The sequence below is a fragment of the Dyella flagellata genome (assembly GCF_030160275.1).
Classification (GTDB): Bacteria; Pseudomonadota; Gammaproteobacteria; order Xanthomonadales; family Rhodanobacteraceae; genus Dyella_B; species Dyella_B flagellata.
This window is the reverse complement of sequence record NZ_BSOA01000034.1, coordinates 185950-207320: the sequence shown is the minus strand read 5'-3', so window position 1 is coordinate 207320 and position 21371 is coordinate 185950. Positions and strand designations below refer to the sequence as shown.

The 21371-nt window shown below is 62.3% G+C and carries 17 protein-coding genes; 13 read left to right on the top strand and 4 right to left on the bottom strand.

Translation table 11 applies throughout. From position 1 onward, the window contains the following. Positions 1 to 109: 109 nt before the first annotated feature. The 7 genes from metG to QQJ96_RS15230 all read left to right on the top strand — a co-directional run bounded on the left by metG (position 110) and on the right by QQJ96_RS15230 (position 10771). The gene (gene metG / locus QQJ96_RS15260; RefSeq protein ID WP_284332867.1) at positions 110 to 2200 is read left to right on the top strand and encodes a methionine--tRNA ligase; all 2091 of its coding nucleotides are present in this window, start codon (positions 110 to 112) and stop codon (positions 2198 to 2200) included. A gap of 76 nt (positions 2201 to 2276) precedes the next feature. Next, complete coding sequence (locus QQJ96_RS15255; protein ID WP_284332866.1) at positions 2277 to 2879, top strand: RnfABCDGE type electron transport complex subunit B; 603 nt, start codon at positions 2277 to 2279, stop codon at positions 2877 to 2879. Further along, positions 2876 to 3514, top strand: a complete 639-nt coding sequence (nth, locus tag QQJ96_RS15250) for an endonuclease III (RefSeq protein WP_284332865.1) — start codon at positions 2876 to 2878, stop codon at positions 3512 to 3514. The genes QQJ96_RS15255 and nth overlap by 4 nt, the downstream gene beginning before the upstream one ends. 104 nt (positions 3515 to 3618) lie before the next feature. Continuing rightward, a complete protein-coding gene (locus tag QQJ96_RS15245) occupies positions 3619 to 4680 on the top strand; it encodes a LacI family DNA-binding transcriptional regulator (protein WP_284332864.1) in 1062 nt (353 codons plus the stop codon). Positions 4681 to 4953: 273 nt separating this feature from the next. After that, positions 4954 to 7506: a TonB-dependent siderophore receptor gene (locus QQJ96_RS15240; RefSeq protein ID WP_284332863.1), complete on the top strand. Its 2553-nt coding sequence runs from the start codon at positions 4954 to 4956 to the stop codon at positions 7504 to 7506. 26 nt (positions 7507 to 7532) lie between these two features. Further along, the gene (locus QQJ96_RS15235; protein ID WP_284332862.1) at positions 7533 to 9416 is read left to right on the top strand and encodes an alpha-amylase family glycosyl hydrolase; all 1884 of its coding nucleotides are present in this window, start codon (positions 7533 to 7535) and stop codon (positions 9414 to 9416) included. 32 nt (positions 9417 to 9448) lie between these two features. Next, positions 9449 to 10771 carry an MFS transporter gene (locus QQJ96_RS15230; protein ID WP_284332907.1) on the top strand — a complete coding sequence of 441 codons (1323 nt, stop codon included), beginning with the start codon at positions 9449 to 9451 and terminating at the stop codon, positions 10769 to 10771. A 32-nt stretch (positions 10772 to 10803) separates the two neighbouring features. Here the strand turns inward: QQJ96_RS15230 and QQJ96_RS15225 are convergent, their stop codons facing one another. The 4 genes from QQJ96_RS15225 to QQJ96_RS15210 all read right to left on the bottom strand — a co-directional run bounded on the left by QQJ96_RS15225 (position 10804) and on the right by QQJ96_RS15210 (position 15394). Next, positions 10804 to 12315 carry a SulP family inorganic anion transporter gene (locus QQJ96_RS15225; RefSeq protein ID WP_284332861.1) on the bottom strand — a complete coding sequence of 504 codons (1512 nt, stop codon included), beginning with the start codon at positions 12313 to 12315 and terminating at the stop codon, positions 10804 to 10806. A 10-nt stretch (positions 12316 to 12325) separates the two neighbouring features. Next, positions 12326 to 13000, bottom strand: coding sequence for a carbonic anhydrase (locus tag QQJ96_RS15220; protein WP_284332860.1), 675 nt, complete (start codon positions 12998 to 13000; stop codon positions 12326 to 12328). Positions 13001 to 13156: 156 nt separating this feature from the next. Then, positions 13157 to 13525, bottom strand: a complete 369-nt coding sequence (locus tag QQJ96_RS15215) for a hypothetical protein (protein WP_284332859.1) — start codon at positions 13523 to 13525, stop codon at positions 13157 to 13159. Positions 13526 to 13708: 183 nt separating this feature from the next. Next, entirely contained in the window at positions 13709 to 15394 is a 1686-nt protein-coding gene (locus QQJ96_RS15210; RefSeq protein WP_284332858.1) for a coiled-coil domain-containing protein, read from the bottom strand. Positions 15395 to 15696: 302 nt separating this feature from the next. Here QQJ96_RS15210 and rnt point away from each other — a divergent pair, with 302 nt between their 5' ends. The 6 genes from rnt to phoU all read left to right on the top strand — a co-directional run bounded on the left by rnt (position 15697) and on the right by phoU (position 21322). Beyond that, positions 15697 to 16356, top strand: a complete 660-nt coding sequence (gene rnt / locus QQJ96_RS15205) for a ribonuclease T (RefSeq protein WP_284332857.1) — start codon at positions 15697 to 15699, stop codon at positions 16354 to 16356. Between the two features lie 173 nt (positions 16357 to 16529). Beyond that, entirely contained in the window at positions 16530 to 17561 is a 1032-nt protein-coding gene (gene pstS, locus QQJ96_RS15200; protein WP_404649132.1) for a phosphate ABC transporter substrate-binding protein PstS, read from the top strand. Positions 17562 to 17671: 110 nt separating this feature from the next. After that, entirely contained in the window at positions 17672 to 18826 is a 1155-nt protein-coding gene (locus QQJ96_RS15195) for an ABC transporter permease subunit (RefSeq protein WP_284332856.1), read from the top strand. Beyond that, a complete protein-coding gene (pstA, locus tag QQJ96_RS15190; RefSeq protein WP_284332855.1) occupies positions 18826 to 19692 on the top strand; it encodes a phosphate ABC transporter permease PstA in 867 nt (288 codons plus the stop codon). The genes QQJ96_RS15195 and pstA overlap by 1 nt, the downstream gene beginning before the upstream one ends. Next, entirely contained in the window at positions 19685 to 20488 is an 804-nt protein-coding gene (pstB, locus tag QQJ96_RS15185) for a phosphate ABC transporter ATP-binding protein PstB (protein WP_284332854.1), read from the top strand. Before pstA ends, pstB begins: the two co-directional genes overlap by 8 nt. Before the next feature lie 99 nt (positions 20489 to 20587). Beyond that, entirely contained in the window at positions 20588 to 21322 is a 735-nt protein-coding gene (gene phoU, locus QQJ96_RS15180) for a phosphate signaling complex protein PhoU (RefSeq protein ID WP_284332853.1), read from the top strand. Positions 21323 to 21371: the final 49 nt, after the last annotated feature.

Below are 21371 nucleotides of genomic sequence, written 5' to 3'. Positions count from 1 at the left end.
GTGCATAATCATGCAATCGTGCGGAAATCGCTTCCTGACACCGCTCGCCGCAAAGCGTCGTCGACGCCGCATGCCATAATGCACGGCCCACTTGGAGCCGCTGCCATCCATGAGCCGTCGCCTACTTGTCACCCACGCCTTGCCCTATGCCAACGGCCCGCTGCACCTGGGCCACATGCTGGGCTACATCCAGACCGACATTTGGGTCCGCGCGCAGCGCATGATGGGTAGCGAGGTGCATTTCGTAGCGGCGGACGATGCGCACGGCACGCCGATCATGCTCGCCGCGGAAAAGGCCGGCGTCTCTCCGGAAGCCTTCATCGAGGGCATCCGCGCCAGCCATGAAGCCGACTTCGCCGGCTTCCATTTCAGCTACGACAACTACTACACCACCCACTCGCAAGAGAACCGCGAGCTGGCCTCGCAGATCTACACGCGCCTGCGCGATGGCGGCTACATCGCCAAGCGTGACATCCAGCAGCTGTTCGATCCGGACAAGCAGATGTTCCTGCCGGACCGCTACATCAAGGGCACTTGCCCCAAGTGCGGCACGCCGGACCAGTACGGCGACAATTGCGAAAACTGCGGTGCCACCTACGCTCCCACCGATCTGATCAATCCCTATTCGGTGGTTTCCGGCGCCACGCCGGTGCTGCGCGATTCGGAGCATTACTTCTTCGAGCTGGGCAAGTTCGAGGCGCTGCTGCGTGACTGGTTCGCAGGCAAGCTCACGCAGGGCAAGCCGGTGGCCAATCCCGGCGTGGTGGCCAAACTGAAGGAGTGGCTGGACGGCGGCCTGAAAGACTGGGACATCTCACGCGATGCGCCCTACTTCGGCTTTCCGATTCCCGACGCGCCGGGCAAGTTCTTCTATGTATGGCTGGACGCGCCGGTCGGCTACCTGGCCAGCTTCAAGCACCTGTGCGACCGCACCGGCCTGAAGTTCGAGGATTTCCTGGCGCCGGACAGCGGCGCGGAAATGCACCACTTCATCGGCAAGGACATCATCAATTTCCATGGCTTGTTCTGGCCGGCAATGCTGCATGGTGCGCAGTTCCGCACGCCCACCGCGCTGCACGTCAACGGCTACCTCACGGTAAACGGCGCAAAGATGTCCAAGTCGCGCGGTACCTTCATCCAGGCGCGCACGTATCTGGATGTCGGCCTGAATCCGGAATTCCTGCGCTACTACTTCGCCACCATGCTCAACGATGCGCCGGTGGACGTGGACCTGGACCTGAAGGCGTTCGAGGAGCGCGTCAATTCGCACCTGATCGGCAAATGGGTGAACATCGCCAGCCGCACCGCGGGTTTCGTGCACAAATTCTTCGACGGACGCCTGGCCGCCGGCTTCTCGGACGAACAGAACGAGCTGTGGCGCGCGCTGCTTTCGCATTACGAAGAAGTGCCCAAGCTGTATGAAAGCGGCGAATTCGCCGAGGTGATGCGCAAGTTCGTGCTGATGGCCGACCTGGTCAATGGCCACATCGCCATCAAGGCGCCATGGGTGATGGCGAAGGACGAAGCGCAGCGCAATGAGCTGCACCAGGTCTGCTCGTTTGCGCTGGCCGCCTTCCGCCTGCTTGGCGGCCTGCTCAAGCCGGTGCTGCCGGTTACGGTGGCTGCAGCGGAGAAATTCCTCGACGCACCCATCGTGCAATTCGATGCAGCCTGCGCCACCTTGCACAACCACACTATCCAAGCCTTCGAGCCGTTGCTGTCGCGCATCGATGTCAAGCTGATCGAAGCGATGATCGAAGCCTCGAAGGAATCGCTGGGTTCCGCGCCGGAACCCGCCGCAACCAAGCCACCTGCCAAGAAAGACCGCCAGCCCATGACCGAAGCCACCGCCACTACCCAAGAATCCAACGTCATCAGCATCGACGATTTCGCCAAGCTCGACCTGCGCGTCGGCAAGGTGCTGGCATGCGAATTCGTGGACGGCTCGGACAAGCTGCTACGTTTCGAACTGGATGCCGGCCCACTCGGCAAGCGCCAGATCTTCTCCGGCATTCGTGCCGCCTACGGCGAGCCGGAAAAGCTGGTGGGCCGCAATGTGGTATTCATCGCCAACCTGGCGCCGCGCAAGATGCGCTTCGGCCTGTCCGAAGGGATGATTCTTTCGGCCGGCGATGGCGGCAGCGACCTGTTTCTGCTGGATGCGGATCAGGGGGCGAAGCCGGGAGCGACAGTGCGCTGAGCAAGCCCGAGCACCCCATCCTCATTCCGGCGCAGGCCGGAATGAGGATACGGCAAGACAACACATTGCCTGGAATATGACTACCCTCGCCGACCGCATCGATGCCCTGCTGCCGCAAACGCAATGCGAACAATGCGGCTACCACGGCTGCCGCCCGTATGCGGAGGCAGTGGCCAAAGGCGAAGCTGAGATCAACCAATGTCCACCCGGCGGCAGCGAAGGCATCGCCAAGCTCGCTGCCCTGCTCGGCCGTGCACCGCTGCCGCTGAACCCGGAAAATGGTGTCGAAAAACCCCGCACGCTGGCGCGCATCGTCGAGGCCGATTGCATCGGCTGCACCAAATGCATCCAGGCCTGTCCTGTCGATGCCATCGTCGGCGCCAACAAGCTGATGCATACGGTGCTCGCTGACGATTGCACCGGCTGCGAACGCTGCGTGCCAGCCTGTCCGGTCGATTGCATCGTGCTTGAGCCTATGCCGCTCGCACAAGCGAATGATCCCGCCCATGCCGATGCGGCACGCACGCACTTTCAACGCCACGAAGCACGCTTGTCGGCGCAGCTCGCGCAGCGTGAAGCGGAACTTGCTGCACGCAAGGCCGAGGTGCACCGTGCCAGCCAGAATGTGCTCGACGCGCTCGCCCGTGCCAAGGCGAAAAAACAGGAGCCCAAGCAGTGAAGAAAACGGATGCGGTCGAACTGTTCACCCGCCTGCGCGAACTCAATCCGCATCCCACCACCGAGCTGGCCTACACCACGCCGTTCGAATTGCTGGTTGCGGTAGTGCTGTCCGCGCAAGCCACCGACGTAGGCGTCAACAAGGCCACGCGCAAGCTTTTTCCGGTGGCCAACACGCCGCAAGCCATCCTCGACCTGGGCGAGGAAGAGCTAAAGCGCTATATCAACACCATTGGCCTGTACAACGCCAAGGCCAAGAACGTCATCGCGCTGTGCCAGATCCTGGTGGAGCAATACGAAAGCAAGGTGCCCGACCATCGCGAAGCGCTCGAAGCGCTGCCGGGCGTAGGGCGTAAGACCGCCAACGTGGTACTCAACACCGCATTCGGTCATCACACCATCGCCGTCGACACGCATATCTTCCGCGTCGCCAATCGCACCGGACTGGCGCCGGGCAAGGATGTACGCGCGGTGGAAGACAAGCTGGAAAAAGTAGTGCCGAAGGAATTCAAACAGGATGCCCACCACTGGCTGATCCTGCACGGGCGCTATGTATGCAAGGCGCGCAAGCCCGGTTGTCCGCAATGCGTGATCCGGGACTTGTGCCGATACAAGGACAAGACCCCTGCGGCTTGATCCACCTCCCGGCCCGGAAGCAAGCTTTTGCCTGTCGCGCCCAACATCGCCGCACGTGTTGTACGCTGATACGCGACAACGAAGAGCTCGACAAAGGCCACAGCGTGCCCGCCAAACCTACCCGTAACCGCAAGGCGAGTGCCGCAGAACACCCCGGCCGTATGCAGATGGCCGACATCGCCCGCCTGGCCGGCGTATCCACCTCCACCGTGTCGCGCGCCCTCAAGGGCAGCAAGCTGGTGAACGATGAGACGCGGCAGCGCATCGAGCAGATCGCCAGCCAGTTCCATTACACCGTCAACCAGCTCGCGATGAGCTTGCGTTCCGGCACCAACCGAACCATTGCGGTGGTGGTTCCGTATGAGAAGGATCGCCGGCAGAATTTTACCGACCCGTTCCTGCACGGCATGATCGGCGCCCTGGCAGACGTGCTGACCGAACGCGATTACGAAATGCTGCTGGTGCGCATGGAAGCCGGGCAGTTGCCCAGCATCGGTAGCCTCGTCGATGCCGGGCGCACGGCGGGTATCATCCTGATCGGCCAATGGCATCACCATGATCAGCTCAACACGATAGCGGACCGCCATTTGCCGCTGGTGGTGTGGGGCGCGCAGTTGCCGCAACAGCGCTACCACTGCGTGGGCGGACAAAACACGGTCGGCGGGCGCCTGGCCGGCGAACATCTGCTCGGCCAAGGCTGCCGCAGCATCGCTTTTCTCGGCGACCGCGATCTGCCTGAAGTAGAACAGCGCTATCGCGGATTCACCGCCGCGCTACGCAAGCACGGCGTCAAGCACGATCCCGCCTTGCGCAAGGACATTCCCTTTCTCGCGCCCGATGCGCGACGCGCCACGCTGGAATGGATCGACCATGGCGTCGTGCCGGACGGCCTGTTCGCGGCCAGCGACCTGCTCGCCATGGCGGCAATCGGCGCCTTGCGCGAACGTGGGCTCGATGTACCCAAGGACGTGCTGGTGGTCGGCTACGACGACGTGGATTTCGCCGCACACTTCCATCCCTCGCTCACTACCGTTCGCCAGCCGGTCCAGCTGGGCGCGGAAGCTATGGTCGATACCCTGCTTGACCTGCTTGGGCAGACGCCGGCCGCGCATGCGCCCGAACTGCCGACCCAGTTGATCGTTCGCGAGAGCAGCCAGCGCGCCTGAGCCGTAGCTTGGGGCGCCAACCTTAAAGCTCATTGCAATCGATCGCAGCTTGACTGCCACCAATATCCTACTTTTAGCTAGTTTCTCTTGCAATTTTATGTTGCATCGCAAATTGCAATCGATTGCAAAAGGCGAAAAATGGCCACACTGCCGTCACCGGCAGCACGGCGCGGGGACGTTCCGTGCCAATGGGTCGGGGATGCCGAACGTGGCCAAGCCGTCATTCCAAGGCCGCGCGAGCCGCCCTGCGCAAAAATTTTGGGGAGAAAGCACATGCATCCGTTGTCCACCTTCCGCAGGAACACGCTAACGGCAGCCGTAGCACTCATTTGCGCGGCATCGTTCCAAGCCATGGCCGGCACCACCGATCCTGGCTCGCCGCAAGCCGCCGCCTCGACAGCAGCGAACGCGCAGGCAACCAGCAGCGATGCATCCAACCAGGACAATGGCAAGAAAAAGAACGTAGTGAACCTGCAGCAGACGGTCGTGACCGCCTCGCCGCTGCCGGCCACCGAAATGAACTCCAGCATTTCGGTCAGCACGGTCGACGGCGGACAGATCCAGACCAGCGGCGTGCAGAATGCGGCAGACCTGCTGCGCACCATCCCCGGCATCCGCTCCGAATCGTCCGGCGGCGCCGGCAATGCGAACGTATCCGTGCGCGGCTTGCCGGTCGCCTCCGGCGGCAGCAAGTTCGTGCAATTCCAGGTGGACGGCATGCCGGTGCTGGAATTCGGCGATACCGCCTTCGCCACGCCCGACACCTTTCTGCGCACCGACTACAACATCGACCATGTGGAAGCGGTACGCGGTGGTTCCTCGTCCGTTTTCGCCAGCAATGCACCGGGCGCCATCATCAACTTCATCACCAAGGACGGCAGCTCGCAAGGCGGCAATATCGGTCTCACCGTAGGGTTGGGGCAGTACGATGCGCAGCGCCTGGATTTCGACTACGGTGGCCCGCTAACGGCTTCCACCCGCTATCACTTCGGGGGTTTCATCCAGCGCGGCAACGGCCAGAAGAACACCGATTACACCTCTTCGTCCGGCGGCCAGCTGATGGGCAACCTTACGCACGATATCGATGGCGGCTTCCTGCGCCTGAACCTGCAATTCACCGATACCTACGATCCGGTCTATTTGCCGGTGCCGGTCATGATCGCCGGCAGCAACAGCGACCCGCACGTCAGTTCCATTCCGGGCTTCAACATTCAGAACGGTGTACTGCAATCGCCCTATTTCACCAGCGACACCGCGCTGAACGCGCAAGGCCAGACGATTCACACCAATATTCGCGACGGCTATCACACGCGCGTCAATGCCATCGGCGGCGAAGGCAAATTCTCCCTCGGCGACGATTGGACCCTGCATGAGCAGTTCCGTGCCGCGGAGAATTACGGCAGCTTCGTCGGCCCCTATCCGGCTTCGGTCGGGACAGCATCCAGCCTCGCCCAAAGCATCGGAGGCACCGGCGCTACCCTAGCCTATGCCACCGGTCCGCAGGCCGGACAGAAGATCGCCAATCCGGCTGCGCTGGCCGGCAACGGGCTCGCCTCTGAAACCCATCTGTTCAACGTGAGCTTGCCCAATATGGACAATTTCACCAACAACCTCAGCCTGTCGCGTGCCTTCGACACGGGCTTCGGCAAGGCTACGCTGCAGCTGGGCTACTATCACTCGCAGCAGAACGTGGTGCAGGACTGGCATTGGAATACCTATCTGCAGACGGTGCAAGGCAAGGATTCCGCACTGCTCGATGTCTACAGTGCCAGTGGCCAGCTTGAGACCCAAAACGGCTTGGTGGCTTATGGCGAACCGCTATGGGGCAACTGCTGCAACCGGTATTACAACGCCAAGTACATGATGGATGCACCGTTCGTGTCCATGACCTGGGAAACCGGTCCGTGGCGCTTCGACGGCGGGCTGCGCTTCGACCGCATCAACGGCAGCGGCTACTACAGCGGAGCCACCCAGACCGCCACGGTCGATGTCGATCGCAACGGCGTGATCAGCGTGCCCGAACAAAGCGTACCGGTGTACACCGGCGCCACCTCGCCGATCCACTACAGCAAGTCGCACCTGGAGTATTCGTTCGGCGCCAACTACAGCATCGATTCGAACCTGGCCGTGTTCCTGCGGGCCAGCAGCGGCGCGCGTTTCAATTCCGACCGCCTGCTGTTCGGTGGCGGCATTCTCGCCGACGGCAGCGTGCCGCAAGGCGTTGGCGTCAACGTAGTGAAACAGTACGAAGGCGGTGTGAAATGGAACACGACGCATACCAGCTTGTTCGTCACCGGCTTCATGGCCAACACGCAAGAGCAGAACGAGGACATCACCTCGACCCTTCAGCCATTCATCAGCCGGCAGTACCACGCGCGTGGCGTAGAGTTCGAGGGCTCGTTCAACTACGGGCACTTCTCGCTGGCCGGCGGCATGACCTATACGCACTCGCGCATCGTCTCCGATGCGATCACGCCGGCCGACGTGGGCAACGTGCCGCAACGCCAGGCAAACTGGGTGTATCAGTTCAGCCCAAGCTACAGCTGGCGCGCATTCAACGTGGGCGCCACCGTCATCGGCACCACGAAATCCTATGCCTCCAACCCGAACGGACTAGTGATGCCGGGCTATACGCAAGTGAACACCTACATCAGCTACGACATCAACGACCGCATGACCGCATCGCTTAGCGTGAACAATCTGTTCAACGCCATCGGCCTGACCGAGATCGACGCCAGCCCGGCAACCGTAACGACCAGCGGCATCAATACCGCGCGTTCGATCCTGGGCCGCACCATCTATATCAATTGGCAGTACCACCTGTGAACCAAGCGGACGTTTCGGCCCCTTCCATGGATGTCTCCCTGCTGTCGCGAGCATGCGACCGCTTTCTGGCCGGCGCCGATGTGGCGAGGCAAAGCGAGGCCATGATCCGGTTCGACCGGCATGGCACCCAGCTGCTGCAGCGGCTTTCCAGGCTTTACGGCAGGCAGCCGGGATTCGAGCCATGGTTGCTGTCGCTGTTCACGACCTTGGGCACGTTCGCACGTGCGCGGTCCAACGAGTTGCGCGAACTGGATCGCCGGCGCGAGCAAAACCCCGACTGGTTCATCGACGACAAACGGGTCGGTTATTGCGCCTATGTCGATCGTTTCGGCAGCGATCTCAACGGCGTTGCAGAACGTGTGGGCTACCTGGAAAGCTTAGGTATAGGCTACCTGCACCTGCTGCCGTTTCTGCGCGCACGCAGCGGCGACAGCGACGGCGGCTTTGCGGTAGCCAGCTTCGATGAAGTGGAACCCGCGCTGGGCAGCATGGACGACTTGGAGCGCCTGGCTGCACGATTGCGCAAGGGGCGCATCAGCCTGTGCGCAGACCTGGTGCTCAATCACGTCGCCGATCAGCACGAATGGGCCGTGGCCGCGATGCGTGGTGACCAGCACTATCGTGCCTATTTCCACTTGTTCCCCGATCGCCGGCTGCCCGATCGCTACGAACAAACGGTGGCGCAGATTTTCCCGCAGACTGCGCCAGGCAACTTCAGCTATGTCGACGCACTCCAAAGCTGGGTGTGGACCACGTTCTATCCCTATCAGTGGGACCTGAACTACGCCCATCCGCCTGTCTTTGCCTCCATCGCGAGCGCGCTGCTGCAACTGGCCAATCGCGGGGTAGAAGTGTTCCGGCTGGATTCGGCGCCGTTCCTATGGAAACGCGAAGGCACTTCCTGCATGAATCAGCCGGAGGTGCACCAGATCCTGGGGGCGCTGCGCGCCATGATCGACCTGGTTGCACCGGGCGTCTTGCTCAAGGCCGAAGCGATCGTTGCGTCAACCGAGCTGCTGCCCTACCTGGGCGTGGGCGAAGCGCTGGGCCGCGAATGCCACCTGGCCTATCACAGCGGCCTGATGGCGGCGAGCTGGGTGGCTTTGAGCGAAGGGCGCACCGAACTGCTGCAGCAACTTCTAGACAGCACACCTGCCCTGCCCGCACACACCGGCTGGATGACGTACGTGCGCTGTCATGACGACATCGTTTGGGGCGTGCTGCGCTCCGATGTCGAAACAGCGGGTACTGACTTCATCCAGCGCATCGGCGCCGCTGCCGCCTTTCTGGAAGGGCGCCGTCCCGGCAGCTTCGGCCACGGCACTGCCTTTCAATCTGCCGGCAGCAATGCGGTACATGGCACCAATGGTATGACGTCGGCGCTCGTCGGTCTCGATTCCGTCGCTGGCGACGATGCTTTACGCCGATTGGCCCTGATGTACGGGCTGGCGTTTGTGGCAGGCACGGTCCCCCTGCTCTATATGGGCGACGAGTTGGCCCAATCCGGCAACGAAGCGGAACAAGATGCCGCGTTGATCGCGCTTGATGGTCGCTGGTTGCAGCGTCCTCGCCTGGATCTGGCACGCCTGAAGCAACAATCCGATGCCGACACGCTTGCCGGCAAGGCCCATGCGGTGATCAAGGCGTTGATCGCTGCCCGCCGCGACCCGGCATTTGCTGCGCGCGCGGCGGCCAAGACGCTGGCATCCGATAACGACGCCGTATTGGCGATCCGGCGTGGCGAACGGTTGGTCGCAGCGTTTAACTTCAGCGGAAGGCCACAGCACGTCGACTGGAACCGGTTGAATGCCGGTGACGGCTGGACAACGCTGCTGCAGACCGCCGACGATGCCTCCACCGGCGTCGAGCTGCTGCCGGCATGGGCGATGGTATGGCGGAAGAAAACGTGACGGGCATGCATTCGGCGACGCAGACCGACGGCATGGACGGCAAAGCGCCGGCCATACGCAAACCGCGCCTGACGTTCTGGCAGATCCTCAATATGAACGTCGGTTTCTTCGGCATCCAGTTCAGCTTTGGCCTGCAACAAAGCAATATGAGCCCCATCTACAAGTACCTGGGGGCGCATGACGCCAGTCTGCCGTACCTTTGGCTCGCAGGCCCGATTACCGGCTTGATCGTGCAGCCCTTGATCGGTGCCATGAGCGATCGCACCGTTACTCGCTTCGGCCGCCGCACGCCGTACTTCCTGATCGGCGCGTTGATCTGCAGCATGTGTCTGCTCGCCATGCCATTGAGCCCGGCACTGTGGATCGCGGCCAGCCTGTTGTGGATACTGGACGCCGCCAACAACATCACGATGGAACCCTATCGCGCGTTCGTCGGTGATCGTCTGGATGCTTCCCAGCACGCGGTGGGCTACCTGGCGCAAAGCGCGTTCACCGGCTTGTCGCAGACGCTGGCTTACCTCACGCCATCGATCTTGGTCGGCTTGGGCATGCAAGCCAGTGCCACCAACAGCCACGGCATTCCGGATGTAGTGCTGATCGCTTTCATCATCGGCGCCATCTGCTCGATCACCAGCGTCGCATGGTCTGCCTGGACTACACCGGAACTGCCGCTGTCGGAGCAGGAACGGGAACGCATGCGCCATGCGCCACACAGCCCAGGCGCAACTTTGGCGGAAATCGTCGACGCGATTCGCGACATGCCTGCCACCATGCGCCAGCTTGCGCTGATGATGCTGTTCCAGTGGTACGCGATGTTCTGCTACTGGGAATACATCACGCTTTCCATCACCCGCTCGCTTTACGGAACCACCGTATCGGGTTCTCCCGCCTTCACGCAATCGGCGCTGATCAGCGGACAGATGGGTGGCTTCTACAACTTCGTAGCAATGCTGTCAGCCTTCGCTATGATGCCGCTGGCACGCCGCATCGGCGCCAAGCCCATCCATGTCGTGTGCCTGCTTTGTGGTGGTGTCGGCATGCTGCTGCTACCAGGCATCCATGTGCGTTCCATGCTGTTTGCGCCGATGATCGGCATTGGCCTCGCGTGGGCGAGCATGATGGGCAACCCCTACGCAATGCTTGCCAGCAGCATTCCTCCGCAACGCGCCGGCGTGTACATGGGTTTGTTCAACGTGTTCATCGTGCTACCCATGCTGCTGCAGATTCTTAGCGTGCCATTGATTTACGAAAACGTGCTGGCCGGCAATCCGGAAAATGTGATCCGGCTTGCCGGCGGCATGTTGTTGGTTGCAGCGCTCCTGACGCTAAGAGTGAAAGTACATAGACTGGGATGAAGCCCCTTTTCCGCAGGAAAAGGGGCTGTCGCTCAGGCTGCCCGACGCAAGCCCTCCACGCGCTTGTGTAGCGCCTTCCAATCGACCACCAGCTCGCAGCCGCGCGCTTTGGCATTACTTTCCCATTCGGTCAGCACTTCCAGGCAGGCCTGGTCCACGTGGCGAAGGCGTTCAACGTCCAGCATTACACGAGTGTTCGCAGGCACTTGCTCCAACGTGCGCGTCAAAGCCGGCACCTTGAAGAAAGTCGCCGAACCGTCCAGTTCCAGCCTGAGCATGCCCGGCTCTTCGTGGTCCGTCAGCCCCATCCGTAGCCGCGAGGATTGCAGCGCGAGCTTGAGCACCGACAGCGCAAAGCCCACCAGCACGCCGGTCAGCAGGTCGGTCGCGACGATGGCCAGCGCGGTGACTACATACACCACGAAGTTGCCACGGCCATATTTCGCCAGTGATTTCATCTGCTTGAGGTTGACCATCTTGATGCCGGTGAACACCAGGATACCGGCCAGGCATGCCACCGGTGTGGCGCGGATCAGCCACGGCAACAGCATCGCGAACACCAGCAACCAGCCGCCGTGCAGAATCGCCGCCATCCGCGTAGCGGAACCGGCCTGCACGTTGGCGGCGCTGCGCACGATCACGCCCGTCATCGGCAAGGCACCCAACAAGCCGCACAGCATATTGCCCACGCCTTGCGCAGTCAGCTCGCGGTTGTAGTTGGTACGCGCACCGTTATGCATGCGGTCCACCGCCGCCGCCGAGAGCAGCGTCTCTGCACTGGCAATCAGCGCGAAAGTGAGAGCAGCCACCAACAGTGACGGTTGCGCCAACGAAGCGAGACCGCTGAAGGTCGGCAGTTCCACCGCGGCGAATAGATTCGCCGGGATATTCACCTTCCTCACCGCGGTGCCCGACAGTGTGACAGCGGCAGTAATGGTCACCACGGCCAGCAACGCGCCAGGCACGAAGCGCAAGGCGTGCGGGCGCAGCTTCTCCCAGCCCAGCATGATGACAATGGTCGACAGGCCGACGATGAGCGCCGACACGCTGCCGACTTCGCCCTTGAAGGCACTGGCCAATGCATCCGGCCAGGCAGCGAAGTTCTCCAGACCACGCGCCTTGGGCATGGCATCGATCAGCACGTGCATCTGCGAAGCCACGATCAGGATGCCAATGCCCGACAACATGCCTGCCACCACCGCCGGCGAGATCATGCGGAACCACACGCCCACCCTGCTCGCTCCGGCGATGATCTGGACCAGCCCGGCCAGCAACACCACCGGTCCCAATGCCGCCACGCCATGTTCGCGCACCAGTTCGAACACCAGCACCGCCAGGCCCGCCGCAGGGCCACTTACCTGCAAGGGCGAGCCGGCCATGACACCGACCACGAGGCCGCCGACGATGCCGGTGATCAAGCCCGCCGCAGGCGGCATGCCCGAAGCGATGGCGATACCCATGCACAACGGCAACGCCACCAGGAACACCACGATCGAACCGAGCAGATCACGTCCGAAAAGTCCTTGTGAAAAATACGATCGCATGATCCGCTCCTCAGGTGCCGGTGGCAGCAAAGCGCACGTGTGGGGTCGCATCGGGCAGCTTGCCGGTAGAAGGATCTAGCCGCACGAAGCAGCCGAGTTCCGCATCGAATGCGTCGATCTCCGCATGGGCAATGTCGTAGACCCAACCATGAATGCTCAGATCGCCACGCGCCATGGCTGCAGCCACCACCGGCAGGGTGCGCAGATGTTCAAGCTGGCCGACCACGTTTTCGCGCGTCAGGCAGGCCAGCGTTTCGTGTTCGGACAAGCCATGACTGTTCTGCGCAACCACATACCTGGCTACGTCGCCATGCTTCATCCACGCTACGACCGATGGCATGTCCTTCACCAGTGCGGGGTTTTGCAGCGCCTTCATTGCGCCACAATCGGAATGACCGCAAATCACGATGTGCCTGACCTCGAGGACGCGTACGGCGTACTCGATGGCAGCCACCACGCCGCTCACATGCTGTGCATACGGCGGCACAATGTTGCCGATATTGCGGTAGACGAACAGCTCGCCCGGCTGCGCGTTGAAGATCATCTCGGGCATCACACGCGAATCGGCGCAGGTAATGAACAGGGTGCTGGGGCTCTGGCCTGAGGCCAGCTGCTTGAACAGCTCGCGCTGCTCGGGGAAAACTTCCTGGCGGAAGTACTGGAAACCGTCGATCAGACGTTGCATGGGGAATATCTCCACTAGACGCTTGCATAGCCGCGGCGACCGCGCTGGATGCAAAGGGATACCGCGACAGCCACACGCGCCTACGCGCGAGCAAGCGCTGCCGAAGCAAAGAAAAGTTCAGGGAACTAGCAGCGGCAGGAACGCCGCTGGATGACGTCAGGCGGCGCGTGGTGGCCGCAGCGGGCCGGCAGTGGGCGCAGGCCGCAAGGATGGAGCGATGTCTACCGGAACGCCGGAGCGCACCGGGACCAGCGCGACGTGCACGAGCGCTGGCGAAACCAGCTCGTCGTCTACGCCGCTATCGTCTTCGAACTGGCCGTTGTTGTAGTCGTTGGAGGAATCGTGACCCGCTTCCGCCACGGATTCGTCATCACCCACAACTGCCATGGCCGATGCATGCGCAGTCTGTGTGCAAAGGCTATGGCGTGGCTGCACGCCAAACACTTTGCTCGTGCTCGCCAGCAACAGCAGGGCGAGCGCGCAAAGCGTCAGCAGCAACGAACGATGGCGGTTGAACGACAACATGCTGGGAAAAGTATCGGATTGGTCCCAGGCACTGCAAGCGCGTAGATAAATGCAAATTCATGCATCTGAACAAGTCATGCCGGCTCATTCACTCACGCATGCCGCGCACGCGCAAAAAAGCAAAACGGCGGGACATGCCCGCCGTTTTTCCATCCTTGGGTAGAACTCCCTTCCGATAAACGATTAGAACGGATAGTAACGGAAGCTGGTGAAGAACATGTTGTCCGAAGCGGACGGAGCGTGGCCCGCTGCGTCGGTGAACAGCTGACGCGAGAGATGCGAGAACTGCGTACCGAACTGCACGCGGCCGAACTTGCCCTGGTAGAACTTCCAGAAGAAGCCGAACGATTCTTCCTTGACGCTGCGGTTCTGGCCCGTGCAACCGGTGGCCGCACCATACACGCCGCAGTTGGCGTTGTTGTAGCCGAGAGCGCCGGCGCCATAGCCGAGCGGCAAGCCGTTCACGCCGACCGTCTGGTAGCTGTCCTGCTGCTCGCGGCCACCTTCGACGTACAAATCCAAAGCGTCGGATGCATGCCAGGTCAGCGTGCCGAGCACCATGTTTTCCTTCAGCGGATGCGGAGCGCCGCTGGTCGTGTAGGTAATGTCGTTCAGACCAGAGGTGCCATAACGGCCAATGCCCTTGCCGCTCATGCCCGAAAGCTGGAAGTCCACGACCTTCGGCAGCACCGGCAACAGCACGCCGAAACCGAAGCCGCCGCCGTGCGCGGTCTGGTTGGTGGTGGCGCCCGGACCACCGTTGGCAGCGGTCGGCGTGACGCGGGTGGTGAATTCGCGCGAGATGCCGAACACTTCGTAGTGGCCCCAACCCGGGTCAGCCGCGAACTTCACGAGGATGTCCGGGATCTGGTTGAGCGACACCGAGTTCAGGGTGTCATACAGAGAACCGGCGCCGACCGTGGCGGTCGTCGTCGCATAGCCCTTGGTGCCCGGACCGGCGGTGCCGCCGATGCCCGCGGTCTGCGGATTTTCCACCGACACGCCCAACCACCACTTCTTGTCCCAATCCTTCACGAAGCGCAACTGCGTTTGGCGAGCCCAGTTGAAACCCGCGCCGTACTGCGCGTCGATCGTCGGCGGCAGCACTTCCTTGCCGGCGGTGATGCCCGCGCTGTCGAGCGTCATCAACGACCACGCCTGACCGGCCAGCAGGTGCATGCCGTAGTCGTTCCAGTCGACGTTGGCCCACAACTGACGGATACGCATGTTGAACGAGTTGCTCTCGTTCATGTTCGCCGTCTGGGCGCCACCGAGGAAGTCCGTCTCGTAGTAGCCCGTCACGTGGGTCGTATCGTTGATGTCGCCTTCGGCCTTGATCGACAGGCGGCTCTGGCGCGCGCTGTACACGAACTGGTTGTTCTTGGCGTTGGTGACCGGATAGGTCGTGGTGGCGCCGCTGCTCGTATTGATCGGCGCGGTGCTCGTACCACCGTTGAACGGAATGGCGGTGAACTTGGTCGAGATGTCATCGGCGGTGTCGCGCGAACGGTAGGCCGATTCAGCCGCCAGGAAGCCGCCGAAGGTCCACTTCACACCACCGGTGCCACCGAGGATGTCGCCCTTATGCTCGGTAGTGGCGGCCACCACCTGCTTCTGCGTGGCCTGTACCTGAGCCTGCGTAGCCTGCACGGATTGAGCGGTCTCAACCTGAGCCTGCTGCTGCGCCTGCTGCTGCGATTCCAGGTCTTGAACCTTCTGCTCCAGTGCCGCGATCTCGGCCTTCATCTGCGACAGTTCGGCGGCGCTGACGGTCACCTTCTTGTTCGATGTCTGAGCCGACACAGTCGCCGTAACGCTGGTCAAGCCCAAACCGGCAGCGATGGCCACCGTGAGCATCTTGGAACGCATGTTGTTATCTCCGCTAGATCAAATGAAACCGCGCGGCATCACAGTCCTTCCCCTGGAGCGGCCTGCGGGCTGGGCGCATCATCGAGCGGCAGCTTTACCGTTAGATGGATGTTATGTGACAAAACGAAGACAAACCGTACGGTCCGTCATCTGTGGCGGACGGATTCTTCGGCATGGCCGAACGAGTACCGGTGGGCTGGGATGACAATCCCAGCATCATGAAGCCGCGCGCACAGCCGGGATGGGCATGCCAGTGCCGACGGCAAACGGCAGCGCCACCAGCCGGCTGATATGCTTACTGAATGGAGCTACTCAATAACAGTTTGGCGGCCCGTATGGCCGAGCGTTTCCGCGGCTTCCTGCCGGTTATCGTGGACGTAGAAACCGGCGGCTTCGACGCCGAGCGTGACGCCTTGCTGGAAATCGCTGCCGTCACCGTGGGCATGGATCAGGAGGGCAAACTGTACCCTCACCCGGCGGTGTCCACCCATGTCGAACCCTTTCCCGGCGCGAACATCGACCCACGCGCGCTGGAGATCACCGGCATCGACCCGGACAATCCTTTACGCGCCGCCTTGAATGAGCGGGCCGCGTTGGACCATATCTTTCAAGCGGTACGCGCAGCCGTGCGCGCCAACGAATGCCAGCGCGCCATCCTGGTAGGGCATAACGCCGCATTCGACCTCGGATTCCTCAACGCCGCCGTGCGTCGCGTCGGTCACAAGCGCAACCCGTTCCATCCTTTCAGCTGTTTCGACACCGCCACCTTGAGCGGCCTGATGTACGGGCAGACCGTGCTGAGCAAGGCCGTGATTGCCGCTGGCTACAGTTTCGATTCCAGTGAGGCGCATTCGGCGGTGTACGACGCCGAGCGCACAGCCCTGCTGTTCTGCCGGATCGTGAACCGGCTGCACTCGTTGCAGGTGCTGGAGCTGGAGCGGGTAGGCACGGCGTTGCCGTAGCTCAGCGCCTGCTAATCCGGAACTGGCGTAGCGAGGGTTACGCCCGGTTTCTCGCAAGATTTTACGCTTGTCATCAAGTTGACACATTCATCACATCTCATTGCAACACCTAACCTCTGCAATAGGCGGGTCGTAGGTATTACTTTGCCACTGCCCTCCAAGGAGCCACTGTGTTGACCTCTCTGAAACTTCCGTCTCGCCTCGGCACGCTCGCCTTCGCGGTTGCCGCGTCCCTGCTTGGCACGACGGCCCAGGCCACCGACATCACCGGTGCGGGCTCCAGCTTCGTCTATCCCGTGATCTCCAAGTGGTCCGCCTCGTATGCGGAGAAGACCGGCAATCACATCAACTATCAGTCGATCGGCTCGGGCGGCGGCATCGCGCAGATCAAGGCCGGCACGGTGGACTTCGGTGCGTCCGACATGCCGTTGAAGGCCGAAGACCTGGCCAAGTTCGGCCTGGGTCAGTTCCCTGACGTGATCGGCGGCATCGTGCCGGCGTTCAACGTAGCCGGCGTTGCGCCGGGCGCACTGGTGCTGGACGGCCCGACCCTGTCGGAGATCTATCTGGGCAAGATCACCACCTGGAACGATCCGGCCATCGCCAAGCTCAACCCCGGCCTGCACCTGCCGAGCGCCAAGATTTTCGTGGTGCATCGTTCGGATGGCTCGGGCACGACCTTCAACTTCACCGACTACCTCTCCAAGGTGAGCGCGGACTGGAAGGCGAAGGTGGGTGAAGGCACCGCCGTGCAGTGGCCGACCGGTATCGGCGGCAAGGGCAACGAGGGCGTGTCCGCTTACATCAAGCAGATCCCCAACTCGCTCGGCTACGTGGAATACGCCTATGCCAAGCAGAACAAGCTCGGCTACGCGAAGATGAAGAATGCCGCCGGCAGCGTGGTCGAGCCGACCATCGCCAGCTTCCAGGCCGCCGCCAACACGGCCGACTGGAAGAGCGCGCAGGACTTCAACCTGCTGATGACCAACGCCCCGGGCGCCGATGCGTGGCCGATCACCGCCACCTCGTGGGTGATCATGTACAAGTCGCCGAAGAACGCCGGCAACACCAAGGTGTCGTTCGATTTCTTCAAGTACGCTTACGAACAGGGCCAGGACGCCGCCCGTTCGCTGGATTACGTACCCCTGCCCGCTTCGCTGGTGCAGCAGATCGAAGCCTACTGGGCCAGCCAGTACAAGAAGTAAGCTTGAGGCCTGGTGCAAGGACGCACAGCCAAAGCGACTGAAGCGACGCGCGCAACGCCTTGTTGCGCGCGTCGTGCTGACTGAAACCATCGCAAAAAATCACGCCGCACATGTCAGCCCTAAGCGCCGAACCGATCCCCCGCGATACTGAACATCGTTCGCGCACCGATGCCCGCCACGACCTGATCTTCCGGCTCGCGCTACGCTTTTGCGCGCTGCTGGTGCTGGCGGCCCTGCTAGGCGCGGCGCTCTCCACCCTCTGGGGCGGCCGAGATGTGCTGTTCCACGATGGCCTGCACTTCCTGCTCAGCTCGGACTGGAACCCGGTCGAGAACCAGTTTGGTGCCTTGGCGCCCATCGTCGGCACCCTGGTCACTTCGCTGATCGCGTTGATCCTCGCTGTACCGGTGAGCTTCGGCATCGCCCTGTTCCTCACCGAGATCGCGCCCCGCTGGATGCGCGGACCGGTGGGCGCAGCCATTGAACTGCTGGCGGCGATCCCCTCGATCATCTACGGCATGTGGGGCCTGTTCGTGTTCGTGCCTTTCATGTCTACCTATGTCGAACCCTGGTTGAGCGACTACTTCGGCGACGCGTCGCCAAGCGGTGGCGTGCAGGCCGTGCGGCTCGTCATCGGCACACTGATCTTGCTGATCCCGACGCTACCGATGTTCTATGGCGCGCTGCACCGCTGGTTGCATGGCATGGCACTGACTGCCACGGCCTTGGTGCTGGCGATCTCCCTGAGCGGCGCACTCTCCTATGTGCTGATGTTCAGCGTGCTGCCCAATCTCTTCAACGGCCCCCCCCTGGGGCTTGGCCTGCTGACCGCGGGCATCGTGCTGGCGGTGATGATCCTGCCGTTCATTTCCTCGGTGATGCGCGAAGTGTTCCAGACCGTGCCGGCGCGGCTGAAGGAATCCTCCTACGCGCTGGGCTCCACCACCTGGGAAGTGGTGTGGGACATCGTGCTGCCGTATACCCGCTCGGCGGTGATCGGCGGTATCTTCCTCGGCCTGGGGCGCGCACTCGGCGAAACCATGGCGGTGACCTTCGTGTTGGGCAATTCGTACAACCTCACCGCCTCGCTGCTGATGCCCGGCACCTCCATTTCCTCCAGCATCGCCAACGAATTCAACGAAGCGGTCGGCCTGCACCGTTCCGCGCTGATCGCGCTGGGCTTCCTGCTGTTCGTGGTGACCTTCATCGTGCTGTTGATCGCGCGTCTCATGTTGCGCCAGCTGGCGCGCAAGGAGGGCCGCTGATGTCCGCCGTCTACGCACGCCGCGCCGTCGTCAACATCGTTGCCTTGGCGTTGAGCGGGCTGGCCACCCTGATCGGCCTGGTGTTCCTGGTGTGGATCCTGTGGATCACCGCCCAGAATGGCCTGGAAGCGCTCAAGCCCACCCTGTTCACCAAGATCACCGCCTACGCCGACCAGGGCGGCCTGGCCAATGCCATGGTCGGCAGCCTGATCATGGACTTGATGGCACTGCTGATCTGCGCGCCAATCGGCGTGCTGGCCGGCACCTATCTGGCCGAATACGCCAGCGGCAGCCGCCTGGGTGCATCGATCCGCTTCCTCAACGACATCCTGCTGTCGGCGCCTTCGATCGTGCTCGGCCTGTTCGTCTACGTGATCGTAGTGATCCCCACCACGGAACTTACCGACGGGCGCATCACCTTCTCCGGCTTCGCCGGCAGCGTGGCGCTGGCGTTGATCGGCCTGCCGGTGATCGTGCGCACCACCGACGAAATGCTGCAGCTGGTACCCGGCACCTTGCGCGAAGCGGCGCTGTCGCTGGGCATTCCGCAGTGGAAGCTGACCATGCAGGTGCTGATGCGCGCGGCGTTGTCCGGCATCCTCACCGGCGTGCTACTGGCGCTCGCCCGCCTGGCCGGCGAAACCGCGCCGCTGCTGTTCACCGCGTTCGGCAACAACTTCATGACCGCGCACCCGCTGGACAAGATGGCCAGCATGCCGGTCACCATCTATCAGTACACCAACGACCCCAATCCAGCGCTGCATGCGATCGCCTGGGCCGGCGCGCTGTTGATCACCCTGTTCGTGCTGGCGCTGAGCCTGCTGACCCGCATCATGTTTTCGCGCAAGAAGGTGAGTTATGAATGACCTCGCCGCCGCCTCTGCGGCCGCACTGACCGGTGCCTCGGCCCCCGCCAAGCTGAAAGTGCGCGACGTGCACTTCTACTACAACGGATACCAGGCGCTGAAAGGCATCAACATGGATATCCCGGAGAAGCAGGTGACGGCGATCATCGGCCCCTCCGGCTGCGGCAAATCCACCCTGCTGCGCATCTTCAACCGCATCTATGCGATCTACCCCAAGCTGGAAGCGAAGGGTTCGATCGAGCTGGACGGCGAGAACATCCTCGACCCGGCCTACTCGATGAACCGCCTGCGCACCAAGGTCGGCATGGTGTTCCAGAAGCCGGTGCCGTTCCCGATGACCATCTTCGAGAACGTCGCCTACGGTATCCGCCATCACGAAAAGCTGTCGCGCGCGGACATGGAAATCCGCGTCGAACAGGCGCTGCGCAGTGCGGCGCTGTGGGACGAGGTGAAAGACAAGCTCAAGCAGAGTGCGCTGGGGCTTTCCGGCGGCCAGCAGCAGCGTCTGTGCATTGCGCGCGGCATTGCGCTGCGTCCGGAAGTGCTGCTGCTCGACGAGCCGACCTCGGCGCTTGACCCCATTGCGACCGGCCGTATCGAACAGTTGGTGGAAGAACTCAAGCACGAATACACGATCGTCATCGTCACCCACAACATGCAGCAGGCGGCGCGCGTATCCGACCGCACCGCCTTCATGTACATGGGCGACCTGATCGAATTCGACAACACCGAAAAGATCTTCACCAAGCCCGGCAAGAAGCAGACCGAGGATTACATCACCGGTCGCTTTGGTTAACCTTCCCCCTTTTCCCACTCCTCTTGGGGAAGTGGGCTGGGAGAGGGGCCAATCTCGCGAAAATCCCCTTCCCGACTTCCGAATCGCACGAGGCCTTCCATGAGCGGCAGCAGCAAGGAACACATCATCAAGAGCTACGACGACGAACTGCTGCGCCTTACCGGCGAGCTGGTTCGCATGGGCGAGCTATCGGTGAGCCAGCTGGAAGCGGCTATCGACGTCGTGGACCGTCGCGACGAACGCGCCGCGCAGCACGTCGTCAACAACGATGAAGCGATCGACCAGCTGGAGCAGGAAATCAGCCACGACGTGGTGCGCCTGCTGGCCCTGCGCGCACCGATCGCGGGTGACTTGCGCCATGTGTTCGCCGCGCTGCGCATAGCCGCGGATATCGAACGCATCGGCGACTACGCCGCCAATGTGGCCAAGCGCTCCATCCCGCTGTCCATGGCCGCCCCGCTCACGCCCACCGGTGGCCTGGCCCACCTGGCCGAACTTGCTGCCGAGGAAATTCGCGGGGTGCTGCGCGCCTACCGCGACCGCGACGCCGAACTGGCCTACAAGGTGTGGCAGGACGACGTGCAGCTCGACGAAGCCTATACGGCCTACTTCCGCGAGCTGCTCACGTACATGATGGAAGATCCGCGCGTGATCACACCCTGCACGCATCTGCTGTTCATGGCCAAGAACATCGAACGCATCGGCGACCACGCCACCAACATCGCCGAGAACGTGTGGTTCCTGGTCAAGGGCGAGCCGTTGACGGCACAGCGCGACAAGCGCGACCTGACCTCCAGCCCGGAGCCGGTGAAGCTCGGCAACCGGCCGGACTGAACCTGCTCCCGCCGCGTAGGCTGGGATGATAATCCCAGCGCTTCGATGA